Origin of the sequence: Hyphomicrobium sp. (assembly GCF_051860585.1) — a bacterium.
Lineage (GTDB): Bacteria > Pseudomonadota > Alphaproteobacteria > Rhizobiales > Hyphomicrobiaceae > Hyphomicrobium_C.
Genome location: NZ_JBHYDS010000009.1, coordinates 1 through 14661 on the forward strand (window position 1 = coordinate 1; position 14661 = coordinate 14661).

The window sequence follows — 14661 nt, forward strand, 5'->3', positions numbered from 1 at the left end:
CCCCACGGCCTCGGGAAAAAAGGCAGTGCCGAGCTGTGTGACGTCAGTGGCGGTGCTGGAGCCTCCACCGCCGAAGACGCCGGCGTAGACACCGCGGGCCGGCGTCGCTTGTTCAGCGACGGCCGGGGCCGCTACAAAACTCGCGATGATCGCTAGCGTCAGTTTAAATCGCATAATCGTCCCCCCTCTGATGACAGGTCGAATCGAACCTGCCGTGCATCAAAGTATTGCAGCGTGGGCACAAGTACACGGAGCGTTGCCATGCAGATCTGCGTTTATTCTTGAGACAGCCCGCTCTCGTTGATCTCCGCCAGCTCCGCGAGCTTCAGCGGTTCCGCGCCCTTGAGCACGATGGCGTCGCCGCCGGTGCGCCCGACGATGCGGGCAGGCAGCACCGCCCGCGCCCGCCTACTCGTCGTGCAGCTTTTGGTTCCACTTCTTGACGTGCGGAATGCGCGGCACGATCACCGCATACACCGAGCCGATGATGGCAATCGCATACCAGCCGATGCCAATGGCCATGCCGACTGCGGCCGCAAACCAGATGGCCGCCGCCGTGGTGAGGTTTCTGACGGAGTCGTTTTCACTCTTGATGATCATGCCGGCGCCAAGGAAGCCAACGCCCGAGACCACTTGCGCCGCAATGCGCGCGGGACTGTTCGGGTCGGCCACGGTGGAAATGAACGTGAACAGGCATGCGCCGGCCATCACGAAGCAGTGCGTGCTGATGCCGGCGGGCTTGTTGCGCAGCTCACGCTCCACACCGATGAGGGTGCCGAGCAGCAGACATAAGCCCAGCTTCACCGCGAACGCGGCTTCGTACCCGGTCAGCCACTCGGACATGTCGTCTCCTGATCAATCGTTGCTCTTGCGCCGCTGCGGTCCGCCAAGCGCCAAGCATGATGGGGACAGAGCGCGAAGCGCGGCGTCGGCCGCACTCTTCCAACGGTGTCACACGCTTGTCACGTTGGCAGAATGCTTAGGGATATTGGGTCGCTGCGCGCGAGCAAACCTCGCTTCCACAGCTAACTGCACGCGCCCTTGCATCCTGTCATCCTAGGCCGTGTGCCTAGGGTCCAGTCCAAAATTTGGGAATGCCGCGGACGGCGAGGTTGAACCGCTCAACAGCGGTCTGTGCCAGCTTCACGATCATCGAGTGCCCAATGCGAAGCATGGATGCGCCGTGCACCCGAGGATGACAGCCGGCGGAGCGAAGCCGCGCTAGCGCGCAGCTCAACCGAAGCCGCTCGCCCTAAATCTCACCCGCCATATAGTTCGGCAGCCAGCTCTCGTTGATCTCGGCCAGCTCTGACAGCTTCAGCGGTTCCTCGCCCTTGAGCACGATGGCGTCTCCGCCCGTGCGCCCGACGATGCGGGCAGGCAACGCCAGGAGCCGCGCCCGCTCGACCACCTCTTCCGCCCGCGCCGGATCGACGGCGAGCACATACCGCCCCTGATCCTCGCCGAACCACACCGAATGCGGCGGCAGCTTGCCTTCGTAGGCGAACAGCTCGACGCCGAGACCGCTGCCCTTCTCGCCCGAGGCGAGCGCCATCTCGGCGATCGCCACGAGAAGTCCGCCGTCCGAGATGTCGTGCACGGCCGACACCTTGTCCTCGCGGATGAGCGCGCGCACGAGGCGGCCCGCCTTGATCTCGTCAGCGAGATCGACCGGCGGCGGCGCGCCTTCGAGCTTGTCGCAGATGATCTGCTGATAGAGCGACTGGCCGAGCCAGCCCTGCTCTCGGCCGACGACGATCAGCAGATCGCCTTCGCGCTTGAGCATGATGTCCGCCACATGCGCGATGTCCGGGACGAGCCCGACGCCGCCGATGGCGGGCGTGGGCGGAATGCCGACGCCGTTGGTCTCGTTGTAGAGCGAGACGTTGCCGGACACGACCGGGTAGTCGAGCACGCGGCACGCTTCCGCCATGCCGCGCACGGAAGCCACGAACTGCCCCATGATCTCGGGGCGCTCGGGATTGCCGAAGTTCATGTTGTCCGTAATGGCAATCGGATCCGCGCCGACGGCGCAGAGATTGCGCCACGTCTCGACGACGGCCTGCTTGGTGCCCATCTCCGGATCGGCCGCGACATAGCGCGGGGTCACGTCGCAGGTGGCCGCGAGACCCTTCTGCGTGCCGTGCACGCGCACGACGGCGGCGTCGCCACCCGGACGTCCAATCGTGTCGCCCATCACCATGTGGTCGTACTGCTCCCACACCCAGCGGCGCGAGCAGAGCGCGGGCGAGCCGAACATGGTCTTGAGCGCATCGAGGTTTCCGTTCGGCGCCTTGACCCACTGCGGCAGCACCGGCTGCGGCGGCACGGGCGCGAACCACGGGCGCTCGTACATCGGCGCCGAGTTTGCGAGCACCGGCACCGGCAGATCCGCTTCGACCTGGCCCTTGTGCATCACGATCATGCGGCCCGTGTCGGTCGTGATGCCGACGACGGCGAAATCGAGCCCCCATTTGCGGAAGATCGCCTCGGCCTCGCCCTCGCGGCCGGGCTTCAGGATCATGAGCATGCGCTCCTGGCTTTCCGAGAGCATCATCTCGTAGGCCGTCATGCCCGCTTCGCGCTGGGGCACGTGATCGAGATCGAGCGTGATGCCGACGCCGCCCTTGTCCGCCATTTCGGAGGTGGACGAGGTGAGCCCCGCCGCGCCCATGTCCTGGATGGCGATGATCGCGTCCGTCGCCATCATCTCGAGGCAGGCTTCGATCAAGAGCTTTTCGGTGAAGGGATCGCCGACCTGCACGGTCGGGCGCTTCTCTTCGGATTTGTCGTCGAACTCGGCCGACGCCATCGTTGCGCCGTGGATGCCGTCGCGCCCGGTCTTCGAGCCGACGTACACGACCGGCAGGCCGACGCCCTTGGCGGCGGAGTAGAAGATCTTGTCCGTCTTCGCGAGGCCGACGCACATGGCGTTGACGAGAATGTTGCCGTTGTAGCCCGCGTCGAAGTTCACTTCGCCGCCGACCGTCGGCACGCCGACGCAATTGCCGTAGCCGCCGATGCCCGACACGACGCCGGAAACCAGATGCCGCGTCTTGGGGTGGGCGGGATCGCCGAAGCGCAAGGCATTGAGATTGGCGACGGGACGCGCGCCCATCGTGAACACGTCGCGCATGATGCCGCCGACGCCCGTGGCCGCGCCTTGATAGGGCTCGATGTAGGACGGGTGGTTGTGGCTCTCCATCTTGAAGATGGCCGCGTCGCCGTCTCCAAGGTCCACGACGCCCGCGTTCTCGCCCGGCCCCTGGATGACCCGCGCGCCTGTGGTCGGCAGCGTCTTCAGCCACACGCGCGAGGATTTGTAGGAGCAGTGCTCGCTCCACATCACCGAGAAGATGCCGAGCTCCGTGATCCGGGGTTCCCGGCCCAGGATCTTGAGAAGCCTCTGGTATTCGTCGGGCTTCAGTCCGTGGGCGGCAACGGTCTCGGGCGTGATGGTGGAAGTCGGCGGAGTTTGGACGTCGTCCTGCATCAGGAAGGGGTTCCGGGTCTCGCGATGGATGTCTGAAGCGCAGCTTATAGCGAGTGAAAACACGCTTGTCGCTCGCTCGGGCCGTCTTGTCCCGTGACGCGGGATCGCGTCTGGCCCGCGGCGATCCGTTGGCCGGGTTCCGCCGTCATCGGTAGACTCAACTGTGGCGGGTTCAACCGGTGCGACATCACAACTATTGCGACAGTATCGCGCTGCGCAAAGCACCATGCTGCTATGCAGCAATTAGAATTCTCTCTGCCGAGTCATGCTGTTACATACTGCTCAAGCCGGAACGCGGAGCCACGAGAGCCCCGCCGCGGCGAGCATCTCATCATCTAATGGAGTTTGAGCCATGTTGAAGGCGACGAAAGCCGTTGCTGCAGCAGCGGGTGTGATGGGCGTACTTGCCGCGGGCGTCGCGTCCGCTGAACCTCTGTTCCATGCCCAACCGGGCGCGGCAATTGAAGTGATGACGCCGGGTCGCGGCGTGAGCCTCGATATCGGTGGCAAGCATGCCATTGGCTACTTCGTAGCGGCCAATAAGGCGTGCCAGCTTACGGTCGTGATTGCCGATGCGTTCAGCGGTGAAGCGAGTCTCGATAGCCCGGGCACCCGCTTCGTCCTTCCGGTCAGTGCCGGCAAGACCTTCAAGGTCGACGCCAGCGCCGGCCAGTCCGCTGAATTCTTCTGCGGCCTCGGCGCTGCACGGATGATTGCACGCGTCTATGATCGTGCGCCCTACAAGTCGTAGGAAGCATTCGTAAAGTAACAGTGCTTAATTCGAGGGCAGGTCAAGGATCTGCCCTCGTTTGATTCAGCCCTTGAAAGTCATAAGAAATATCCGGTCGTCATGCCGGGCCTGCATTGCAGGCGAGCAAGTGCCGCACTTCCTCGCACGCTCGGATCAGGGTACAAGCTCAGGCAACGAAACACTTCCAGAGAGAAATCCAATGAAAGCCGTATTGCTCGCTCTTCTCCAGTCTTGGTCGCCCGCCGCGGGCGCCGGCTCGAAGAAGCGTTGAGTTCGGCCCCCGGCGATAAGCCGGGTCTCGAATTCGCCCTGGCTCCGCCAGGGGACAAAAAGGGACGAACCGAAAGGTTCGTCCCTTTTGCTTTGTAACGCTTGGGAGTTTGCTGCCCGCTGCCTACAAACTCAGCTCATCGCGGCGACGGCGCTCACGACCGCGCTTTCGAACACGCGCCGCCCGTCCGTGCCGCCCAGCTTCTTTTCATAGAGACGCTCCGGATGCGGCATCATTCCGAGGATGCGCCCCGTCGGATCGGTGATCCCGGCGATGTTGCGTTGCGCGCCGTTCGGGCACGTCTCAGGCGAGACGGTGCCTGCGGCATCGGCGTAGCGGAAGACGACCTGGCCTTCGCCCTCCAGCCGGTCGAGCGTTTCGGCGTCGGCGAAGTAGTTGCCCTCCGCATGCGCGATCGGAACGCGGATGATCTCGCCCGGCCGGTAGCAGCCCGTGAAGAACGTCTTGTCCGTCTCGACCTTGAGATGCACGTCGCGGCAGATGAAGTGCAGGGATTTGTTGCGCAGCAGCACGCCCGGCAGCAGCCCGGATTCGCAGAGGATCTGAAAGCCGTTGCAGATGCCGAGCACCGGCGTGCCGGCGCGCGCCTTGGCGATCACGTCGCGCATGATCGGCGAATGGGCCGCCATCGCCCCGCAGCGGAGGTAGTCACCGTAGGAAAATCCGCCCGGCAGCACGATCAGATCCGAGGACGGCACGGTCGCATCGCCGTGCCAGACCATCTTGGCCGGAAACCCGGTGATGGCTTCAAGCGCGGTTTTGACGTCCCGGTCGCAGTTCGAGCCTGGAAAAACGATCACGGATGCGCGGAGCATGGCCTCTCCCGGTATGAGCTTGGCCCCCAGTATCGCGTGAGTTTGCCGCTGTCCATCACCCATTCCGCCGCTGCAGCAAGGGGTGTGGACCGGGACCGTGAAGTGGATAAGTGCGGATCGAAATCCGCGCCCTTCCCAAGGGTCCGAAACGTGAACCTCTACTGCGGCGTCCCGAGCGGCGACTGGTCCTGCTTTTTCTGCTCGACCGCGTCCCGCGAAGCATTGGTGAGCGCCGTGTCACCCGCCTTCATGTCGGCCATCGCGGCTTCGAACTGCGCCGGATCGCCGTATCCGCATCCCTTGCTTTGCGACGTCCACACGCCCGTCACCTGTTTGCGCTGCGTGCGCATCATGACGGCGGGATGCGCGGGAGTGCCGGGCGCGGTGAACGCCACCTCGATGATCCATGTTTCGGGCACGGAGACGCTCACGACGTCGAAATCGCCGCGCTTGCCCGCATTCGCGCCGGGAAGGGCATGCATCGATGCGTGCAGCCCCGCATAGCCGAGGGCGCAATCGAGCGTCGGCGCAGGCGGTGCCTCCGCCCAAGCAGTCGTGGAGAGAGCGGTCGCGGAGAGGAGCGCCACGGCTCCGGTCAGCAACAGCCCAACACGCGCGGTCCGCACCATCAGGGCGCCAGCTCGAAGCTGTAGTTCTCGATGACCGTGTTGGCGAGCAGATCGCGGCACATGCGCTCGACTTCGGCGCGGGCCTTGTCTTCGCTCATGCCGGCGACGTCGACCTCGATGTACTTGCCTTGGCGGACGTCGTTGACGCCTTCGAATCCGAGCGCGCCGAGCGCGTTCTGGATCGCCTTGCCTTGCGGGTCGAGGACGCCGGACTTCAGCGTGATCTTGATACGGGCTTTCATTGCAGTCCTTAGGCAGTGAGGCAGTGGGCAGTTAGGCAGTAGAAACGGCAGCGGCGCCCTAAGCGCACCGACTGCCGACTGCCTCACTCCCGACTGCCAACTTTAGTTGGGTTTTCCGGTCGGGTTCGACGCGACGAGCACCGGACCGACGCCCTTCGGCGGACGGTTCTCCGTCAGCACGCCGAGCCGGCGCGCGACTTCCTGGTAGGCCTCGAGCACGCCGCCGAGATCGCGGCGGAAGCGATCCTTGTCCAGCTTGTCGCCCGACGTGATGTCCCACAGGCGGCAGCAGTCGGGGCTGATCTCGTCGGCAAGCACGATGCGCATCTGCTCGTTGTCCCACAGGCGGCCGAACTCGATCTTGAAGTCGACGAGACGGATGCCGATGCCGAGGAAGAGGCCGACGAGGAAATCGTTCACGCGCAGCGCGAGCTGCATGACTTCATCGATCTCCTGCGGCGTCGCCCAGCCGAACGCCGTGATATGCTCTTCGGAGACCATAGGGTCGTTGAGGTTGTCGGCCTTGAAGTAGAACTCGATGATCGAGCGCGGCAGCTGCATGCCTTCTTCGAGGCCGAGCCGCGTCGACAGCGAGCCCGCCGCAACGTTGCGCACCACCACTTCGAGCGGAATGATCTCGACTTCGCGGATCAGCTGCTCGCGCATGTTGAGACGCTTGATGAAGTGCGTCGGTACGCCGATTTCGCCAAGGCGCTGGAACACGTATTCCGAAATACGATTGTTGAGCACGCCCTTGCCTTCGATGAGCGCGTGCTTCTTCGCGTTGAATGCGGTCGCGTCGTCCTTGAAGTGCTGGATGAGAGTTCCCGGCTCCGGTCCTTCGTAAAGAACCTTCGCTTTGCCCTCGTAGATTCGGCGCCGCTTGTTCATCGATCCTGGTCCTTTGACGATCACGCTCTTGCCCGACTTTGCAACAGAAAAGGACGGCCTGTCCCACGGAGCCGACCCATTGATCTTACGACGAGATTTCGGAAGTTCTCGACTTGGGCTTGGGCCGGTCTAACGCACAAAAATTCATGCCCGGACACTAGCCGAAGCAGGGGGGAGAAACAATCTAAACGAGGGGGCAAATAGCCTCTGGGGCACAGCTTGGACAAGCCGTTGATTTGTTTGCCCCGCCGGGGTACGGGTCGCGAACACAGGTGCGCGAACTGATACCCATACAACACGTATTTGCCCTGAACAAAGCCGGAACATCCCGGCCTGAAAACACCCTGTTTGGAGACGGTCATGACCACGTTCGACAATCGCGAGAAGGGCTTCGAGAACAAATTTGCCCACGATCAGGATCTGAAGTTCAAAGCCGAAAGCCGGCGCAACAAGTTGCTGGCCGAGTGGGCCGGCGCCAAGCTCGGCATCACGGGCCCTGCGCTCGAGGATTACATCAAGGCGGTTCGCAAGGCCGACCTCGCCGAAAAGGGCGATGACGACGTGCTGCGCAAGGTGAAGCAGGATTTCGCCGACAAGGGTGTGACGGTCACCGACACCGAGATCCGCCAGGCGATGAACCAGTTCCTCGCCAAGGCTGTCACGGACATCGAAGCAGGCATTTAAGCGACACGATTGGCCAGCGGGCTCAGGCCCGCTGGCGTCTCGACATCGCGAGCGGTCCCGCTACGCTTCGAGCGTCCTCAGGAAGGCTCCGAACCGCAGCACGCCGTCGGGCCACGGCCCGAAACCGGACGCGCTGTTGATGTGCCCGGCGTCTCCCGCATCCACCAATGTCGCGCCCCAATCGCCGGCCAGTGCGGTCGCGCGATCCATGCGGCAATAGGGATCCGTCGACGACGCCACCAGCACGGACGGAAACGGCAACGGATCGCGCGGCAGAGGCGCGAACCCGCTTGTAACGGCGTCGAAGGTCAGCCCTTTGGTCTCCGGCCACTCGCTCGCGTGATCGATGTCCGCCGGAGCGACGAGAAACGCACCCGACAAAAAGCCTTTTGGAATCCGCTTCGCCAGATGCGCCACTGCGGCGACGCCCAGGCTGTGTGCGACGACGACCACGGGCCGCGAACTCTGCACGGCGCTCTCGATGATACGGCCCACCCACGCCTCGGCATCCGGCGCGAGCCAGTTGTCCTGCTCGACGCGCCGCGCCGTTTTGAGCGTGCGCTCCCACCGCGTCTGCCAATGGTCGGCGCCGGAGTCCGACCAGCCGGGAACGATCAGGATATCGACGTCGGACGTGCGCATGGAACCTCTCGGGCGACAGAACAACCGTTCGCGCGGATCGTGATCGCGCTCAGGACTGGGGATTTGGCGTTGACGCGGTCCCGGACGTGGGGAGCGATGCCAGTTCGAATTCGGGGCGTGCCATGCCGTCCAGAACGATAAGCCCAGCTGCCGCAAGCAGCAGAACCTTCGTCGGAGGAAGGATAAGCGACGCGTCCGATATATGTGAAAGCACCGTCCCAAATGCAACGATCCCGATCAAGGCCGCGACGAGCGGCACTGCCGCAGCTAGGGAGACGAGCGGCACGGCCGCGCCGGGCGTATGCCCAACAGGCACAGCGCCCGAGGCGGCTCCGCTCTCCAGTAGCGGGCTTCTCCGGCGAAGGCCTGCGACCAGCGCCATTCCCCCAAGGCCCAGCAGCAGGAACACATCGTGCGCGGCCACCTGCTCGAACGGCGGCGCCTGCTCGGGCGCCACGAGCACGAGCGCGACCCAAGCGGCGGTCACGACCCAGCCCGCGAGCGCGAAACCGAGAATGCTGACCCACGCCGGTTCCGTCGGCTCGGTGAACGGCGGCTTGGCCTTGAGCAGCGCGGCCAGTCCGGCGATCGAGACGACAAGGAGGAGCGCGCTGAGCGCAATCGTCGTCGGCCCCGACGCGCCGAATTCGCCCGCCCGGTCGATGACGCGCTGAGAGGCGGTGGCGATGGACGGCGCGACCAGCAGGATCCAGAACCCGTGGCCGATGCCATGCTGCGACATGACCGCTGCGAGCCAGACCAGCACCGCCGTCGCGGCCGTGAGCGACACCACGACGCCCGCGCGAAAGCCGAACCCCGGATCGGGAACGAGCCCGACAACATCTTCCAGCGCCACCGCCAATCCGCCCGCCTGAAGCGCGGCCAGTACCAGCGCCGCGGCGACCGTCGCCTGTTCGACGCGCCGGCCGTTGTGCGGCACGGCGGCCCACGCCGAGAAGCGGGGCCAGAACGTCTTGGTCATTTCGACGAGGACCAGCGCCGACAGCAGCGGGGTCATGCCGAGCGTCATGATCGAAACCAGCCCGATGTACGCCCCTGAGCCGCGGGAGGGGGCTTGCAGCAGCAGAAGCCCAACGTCGAGACCGGGAAGCGGCACGTGGCTGCCCGCGCGATAGAGCGCCAGCACCGCGAGCGTGACGGCAATGCGGCGGACAAGCTCGGGCTGGGTCCAGCGGGCGGCGGGCAAGGTGAGCATGCGCACGATCCTAGCGCACGCCGCGCCGAAAGTAACAGCCCCCGGAAGCTATCCGCCGTTGACACTCCATCACGCCAATGTCATCCCGGCGTCATGGTGGAGCCATGCTCCGCATGGACGGCGGGGACCCACGCCAGTCTCCAAATTTTCGACGACGCCGCTGCACCGTCAGGTCATTTTTCGACCGACGCATTCGCTGAAGTTTGCGTTGGTACCGGCCTTCGCCGGCATGACGGAAGGAATGAAGAAATATAGCGTCCGAGGCGATGGCGGGGGTGCAGAGTTGATCTGATTTTGCGTCGCCACGATACCCGCATCATCCGGCGCGTCATCGCGCAATCATGTTTCGGAAAATGGTAGACGGCTCACACCCAGGAACGTCATCCCGGCGCAGGCCGGGACCCACGCCAGTCTCCAAATCTTCAAAGACGATTGATCACTCACCGCTGCACCGTCGGGTCATCTTCCGACCGACGGGTTCGCTGAAGCTTGCGAAGGTGCCGGCCGTCCATGCGAAGCATAACGCCGCATGACGGAGGGCGGAACTGTCTGGTCTTCAGAGCATCAAGGATCCGGACGCCCCCCACCAACGTCAACTAGGCCGCGCCGAACACGCGCGTGAAGATCGTGTCGACGTGCTTCAGGTGATACCCGAGGTCGAACATCTCCTCGAGCGCCGCCCCCGGCACTTTGGCGATGACGTCCTTGTCGGCTTTGAGCTCGGTCAGGAAGTCGGCGCCGGTTTCCCAGGTCTTCATGGCGTTGCGTTGGACCACGGCGTAGGCCTCCTCGCGCGAGGCGCCGGCTTGCGTCAGCGCCAGCAGCACGCGCTGGGAATTGTGCAGCCCGCCGAGCTTGTCGAGGTTCTTCTTCATGGCCTCGGGGTAGATGACCAGCTTCTCGATCACGCCGGCGAGCCGCGCCAGCGCGAAGTCGAGCGTCACCGTCGCGTCCGGCCCGATCATGCGCTCGACGGACGAGTGCGAGATATCCCGCTCGTGCCAGAGCGCCACGTTCTCCATCGCCGGGAGCGCGTACGAGCGCACCATCCGCGCCAGCCCGACGAGGTTCTCCGTCAGAACCGGGTTGCGCTTGTGCGGCATGGCCGACGAGCCCTTCTGCCCGGCGGAGAAGAACTCCTCGGCTTCCAGCACCTCGGTGCGTTGCAGATGGCGGATCTCGGTCGCGAGCCGCTCAATCGACGACGCCACGACGCCGAGCGTCGCAAAATACATCGCATGCCGGTCGCGCGGGATGACCTGCGTCGAGACCGGCTCCGCTTCGAGGCCGAGCTTCTCGGCGACATAGACTTCGACGCGCGGATCGATGTTGGCGAAGGTGCCGACGGCGCCCGAGATGGCGCACGTCGCAACCTCGCGCCGGGCCGCGACGAGCCGTTCGCGCGAGCGCTGGAATTCGGCGTGAGCGAACGCCAGCTTGACGCCAAACGTCGTCGGCTCGGCGTGAATGCCGTGGCTGCGGCCGATGGTGACGGAATTCTTATGCTCGAATGCCCGCGTCTTGAGGGCGGCGAGCAGGCGATCGACGCCCGCGATCAGGATGTCTGCCGCGCGCACGAGCTGTACGTTGAAGCAGGTGTCCAGCACGTCCGACGAGGTCATGCCCTGGTGCACGAATCGCGCCTCCGGTCCGACATGCTCGGCCAGATGCGTGAGGAACGCGATCACGTCGTGCTTCGTCACCGCCTCGATCTCGTCGATGCGCTGCGTGTCGAACACGGCTTTCGAGCCCTTGTCCCAGATGACCTGCGCCGCCTCGGCCGGAATCACGCCGAACTGGGCCATCGCGGATGCCGCGTGGGCCTCGATTTCGAACCAGATCCGGAAGCGCGTCTCGGGGGTCCAAATCGCGGTCATCTCGGGGCGTGAATAGCGGGGAATCATTCGGGTCTCGCGGACAGTGGCGGGGAAGAACTGGAGATGGGGGCGTAGCAGAGGCCGCCTTCGGCAGCAAATCGGAGGGCCCGGAGGCAGGAAGCGAACGCAGGCCTGTGGATGACGGTTGCGACATTATGTCATGCGTTCCACGGAGCGGCGCTTGCAAACCACCAAAATACGGGCGCTTTCGCTGCATAATAATAAGGCAGCTCAAATTTCGCACTGCGAAAATCCTTTGGTGGTTTTTGTGCTCGAAAATGGAAAAAGAAAGAGGTCCAGTCCGTTGCATTTTGCTGCAGGGCCAAAGTGCAATTTTGCAACGCAATACTCGGCAACAATAAGTGAGCCGAAAACGCCAAGATCGGGCCACAGTTCGATGAGAGACCATGCCCCGCGCCGAGGGACCAAGTAACGCAAACATCAACACTGTTGCGAAAATGTAAGGGCAAGGTCTTCCGAGACTTGATACTTTTCACGACGGCGAATGAGTTTCGGCAGATGTGCGTGCGCCGAAGCGCTTTGCGGCTGGTGAGTGCGAAAGTCGAGAAACGGCACCTGCCCGCGAAGACGAGACGAAGCTAGGGGTAATTGATGACCGAGCAAATGCAGTCTGAGATTGCTGAACTCAATCTCAAATTGGAAGAAATTGACGATCCACGCCGCTCCTACGCGATGGTTTCGGAGCGGATCCGGGCCTACCGCGCTCACGGCTACCAGGTGCCGGAGGCCCTCGCGCTGATCGAGCGCCGGCTGGCGTCCGAGTGCATGAGGGAATCGCAAGGCCGCTAGAGTGCTTCCGGAAAAGTGGGAACCGGTCATGGCGAAGCCATGCCTTCGGTAGAGCCCGATAAGAAGCACGATAAAAGCAGTCAGGGCCGCCGGTCGACGAGCCAAGCGCCTGCGCGCGCCGACGACGTCACAAACGCGTCGGCCGCCAGGTCGCCGGCCGGATCGAAGCGCAGCCGTCCGAGCGACGGCGTATCGATGTCCAGCATCGGATCCCGGACCTTCTTCGCGATCGCCTCGCCATTCGTCGAGCCGGTCGCAGTCACGGCCTGGAGCCAGATCTCGAACGCCCCGCGTGCCCGCGCGCCGGACACGTCCGCGCCGTGCTGCACGGGCAGGGGCTCGGCGGGTAAAAGAACTTGGACGTCGATCTTCGATTTTGCGGCGACGAGGGCGAACTCCTCGGTCGCGAGCGCGTCCGAGCCAAGCACCGGGAGCGACAGACCGGCCGCCGCGAGCCCGGCGAGCATCACCGCCGCCTCGTCCGGATAGCCGGCGAAAAACAGCGCATCCGCGTGCATCTCGCCGACCCGGGCGATGGTTTCGGCATAGCTCTGCTTGCCGGCCACGATGGGAAACACCGTCGCCAGCTCCACCGGCGCATCCTTGAGAACCGCAGCCGTGCGATCCGCGATGACGCGTGCGTACGCCGTCCGGTCCTGCACGATGGCGACGCGCCGTCCCGGAGCGTGCGCCACGAGCCAGCGCGCAGCCGCATCGCCCTGCCGGTCGTCGCGCCCGGCAAGCCGCAGGATGGGCGCGGTCGCATTGGTTTGCGTGACGTCGGGATGGCGCGGGCCGACCGCGATGAACAGCACCCGCGCAGCCGCGTAGACAGACGCCGCCGCCGTCGCTGCGCTGGAGCAGGGGTGGCCGATGACGAGCAGCGGGGCTCGCGCGACGAGTGCGCGGGCCGCGCCCTCCGCACTTGCGCGCGCGCAACCGTCGTCCTCGACATCGAGCACGAGCGGTTCGCCGAGCACGCCGCCAGCCGCATTCACCTCGCGGACGGCAGCGGCCAGCGCCTCCTGCATGGCGAGGCCCTGGGCGGCCAAACGCCCGCTCAAGGGGACCGCGAGCCCGATGTGGATCTCCGCGCCCGCGTGCCCGGGCAGAAGAAGCCCGAGCAGCGCCGCGCATAAGATCACGCAGAGCCGCCGCCGGGGCATCGACGCGGGCTCAGTTCTGCACGTAGCCGATGGTGCCGTCGGGCTGCTTCTGCCACGTGTACATGACGTAATCGATGCGGGTGACGTCGCCCTTGGCGTCGAACGCCAGATCGCCGATCACCGTCTTGTACGTTTTGCCGGTGTGCAATTCCGCGGCGATCTTCGCCGGATCGACGGAGTTGATGGCCTTGGCCGCTTCCGCGATCACCTGCACCGACGCATAGGCATAGAGGGTGTAGGCTTCCGGCTTGAAGTTGCGCGCCTTGAACTTTTCGAGCACGGCCGCCGCCTCCGGCCGCTTCTGCGGATCGGGGCCGAACGTCATCAGCGTCCCTTCGGTGCCGGGACCGCCGAGGGCTGCGAATTCGTCGGTCGCGATGCCGTCGCCGCCCATCATGACAGCCGTCACGCCCGCCGCCCGCATCTGGCGCAGGATGCTGCCGCCTTCCGTGTGCACGCCGCCCCAGTAGACGAGGTCCGCGCCGGACGCCTTGATCTTGGACACCAGCGCGCTGAAATCGCGCTCGCCCGCATTGATGCCTTCGTACAGCACTTCCTGCACGCCGAGCCCGTTCATCGTCTTCTTGGTCTCGTCGGCCAGGCCCTTGCCGTAGGTCGTCTTGTCGTGCGCGATGGCGACCTTCTTGTCCTTGAAATGCTGCGCGATGTACTCGCCCGCCACCTTGCCTTGCTGATCGTCGCGCCCGCAGGTGCGGAACACGTTACTGAGGCCCCGGTCCGTGATCTTGGGGTTGGTCGAGCCGGGCGTAATCATCAGGACGCCGTTCTCGGCGTAGACGTCGGAGGCCGGCTCGGTGACGCCCGAATTGAAGTGCCCGATGACGAAGCTGACGCCCTCGCCGACGAACGTGTTGGCGACCGAGCGGCCCTGCTTCGGATCGCCGGCGTCGTCACCGAAGACGAGTTCGAGCTTCTGCCCGTTCAACCCGCCGGCCGCGTTGATATCCAGCACGGCCTGGTCGACGCCGTTTTTGAGCTGCGCGCCGAACACGGCGTCCTTGCCGGTCAGAGGACCCGCGACGCCGATCTTGAGCGATTTCTCGCCGCCGCACGCGGAAAGGGAAAGGGCTGCCGCTAGCGCGATCGCAAGCTTCACGAGACGCATCGAGTTCCTCCTGATTGTGAAATGAGC

At 64.7% G+C, this 14661-nt stretch carries 14 protein-coding genes; 3 read left to right on the forward strand and 11 right to left on the reverse strand.

The features are described from left to right. Positions 1–408: 408 nt before the first annotated feature. Both ACTIFK_RS14405 and purL read right to left on the reverse strand, forming a co-directional pair. Entirely contained in the window at positions 409–843 is a 435-nt protein-coding gene (locus ACTIFK_RS14405; protein WP_439543777.1) for an MgtC/SapB family protein, read from the reverse strand. A 409-nt stretch (positions 844–1252) separates the two neighbouring features. Further along, positions 1253–3493, reverse strand: a complete 2241-nt coding sequence (gene purL / locus ACTIFK_RS14410) for a phosphoribosylformylglycinamidine synthase subunit PurL (RefSeq protein ID WP_439543778.1) — start codon at positions 3491–3493, stop codon at positions 1253–1255. A 352-nt stretch (positions 3494–3845) separates the two neighbouring features. Between purL and ACTIFK_RS14415 the strand changes: the two genes are divergently transcribed. Next, the gene (locus ACTIFK_RS14415) at positions 3846–4244 is read left to right on the forward strand and encodes a hypothetical protein (protein WP_439543779.1); all 399 of its coding nucleotides are present in this window, start codon (positions 3846–3848) and stop codon (positions 4242–4244) included. A 402-nt stretch (positions 4245–4646) separates the two neighbouring features. Here the strand turns inward: ACTIFK_RS14415 and purQ are convergent, their stop codons facing one another. The 4 genes from purQ to purC form a co-directional block, all read right to left on the reverse strand. Beyond that, positions 4647–5351: a phosphoribosylformylglycinamidine synthase subunit PurQ gene (gene purQ / locus ACTIFK_RS14420; RefSeq protein WP_439543780.1), complete on the reverse strand. Its 705-nt coding sequence runs from the start codon at positions 5349–5351 to the stop codon at positions 4647–4649. A 158-nt stretch (positions 5352–5509) separates the two neighbouring features. Then, positions 5510–5980, reverse strand: coding sequence for a hypothetical protein (locus ACTIFK_RS14425; RefSeq protein ID WP_439543781.1), 471 nt, complete (start codon positions 5978–5980; stop codon positions 5510–5512). Continuing rightward, positions 5980–6222: a phosphoribosylformylglycinamidine synthase subunit PurS gene (purS, locus tag ACTIFK_RS14430; protein WP_439543782.1), complete on the reverse strand. Its 243-nt coding sequence runs from the start codon at positions 6220–6222 to the stop codon at positions 5980–5982. The genes ACTIFK_RS14425 and purS overlap by 1 nt, the downstream gene beginning before the upstream one ends. 102 nt (positions 6223–6324) lie before the next feature. Then, positions 6325–7113, reverse strand: a complete 789-nt coding sequence (gene purC / locus ACTIFK_RS14435) for a phosphoribosylaminoimidazolesuccinocarboxamide synthase (RefSeq protein ID WP_439543783.1) — start codon at positions 7111–7113, stop codon at positions 6325–6327. A gap of 360 nt (positions 7114–7473) precedes the next feature. Here purC and ACTIFK_RS14440 point away from each other — a divergent pair, with 360 nt between their 5' ends. After that, positions 7474–7797, forward strand: coding sequence for a DUF1476 domain-containing protein (locus ACTIFK_RS14440; protein ID WP_439543784.1), 324 nt, complete (start codon positions 7474–7476; stop codon positions 7795–7797). A gap of 60 nt (positions 7798–7857) precedes the next feature. Here ACTIFK_RS14440 and ACTIFK_RS14445 read toward each other — a convergent pair whose 3' ends face one another. From ACTIFK_RS14445 to purB, 3 genes are all read right to left on the reverse strand, one after another. Further along, entirely contained in the window at positions 7858–8439 is a 582-nt protein-coding gene (locus tag ACTIFK_RS14445; RefSeq protein ID WP_439543785.1) for an RBBP9/YdeN family alpha/beta hydrolase, read from the reverse strand. 49 nt (positions 8440–8488) lie between these two features. Further along, entirely contained in the window at positions 8489–9655 is a 1167-nt protein-coding gene (locus ACTIFK_RS14450; protein ID WP_439543786.1) for a hypothetical protein, read from the reverse strand. Positions 9656–10251: 596 nt separating this feature from the next. Then, complete coding sequence (gene purB, locus ACTIFK_RS14455) at positions 10252–11559, reverse strand: adenylosuccinate lyase (protein ID WP_439543787.1); 1308 nt, start codon at positions 11557–11559, stop codon at positions 10252–10254. A gap of 585 nt (positions 11560–12144) precedes the next feature. On the opposite strand from purB, the gene ACTIFK_RS14460 reads away from it, so the two are divergent. After that, complete coding sequence (locus ACTIFK_RS14460) at positions 12145–12342, forward strand: hypothetical protein (protein WP_439543788.1); 198 nt, start codon at positions 12145–12147, stop codon at positions 12340–12342. A gap of 80 nt (positions 12343–12422) precedes the next feature. Here ACTIFK_RS14460 and ACTIFK_RS14465 read toward each other — a convergent pair whose 3' ends face one another. Together ACTIFK_RS14465 and ACTIFK_RS14470 are read right to left on the reverse strand one after the other, a co-directional pair. Then, positions 12423–13487 carry a branched-chain amino acid ABC transporter substrate-binding protein gene (locus tag ACTIFK_RS14465; RefSeq protein ID WP_439543789.1) on the reverse strand — a complete coding sequence of 355 codons (1065 nt, stop codon included), beginning with the start codon at positions 13485–13487 and terminating at the stop codon, positions 12423–12425. A 31-nt stretch (positions 13488–13518) separates the two neighbouring features. Then, positions 13519–14634 (reverse strand): branched-chain amino acid ABC transporter substrate-binding protein, encoded by a 1116-nt coding sequence (locus tag ACTIFK_RS14470; protein ID WP_439543790.1) that lies wholly within the window; start codon positions 14632–14634, stop codon positions 13519–13521. Positions 14635–14661 lie beyond the last annotated feature (27 nt).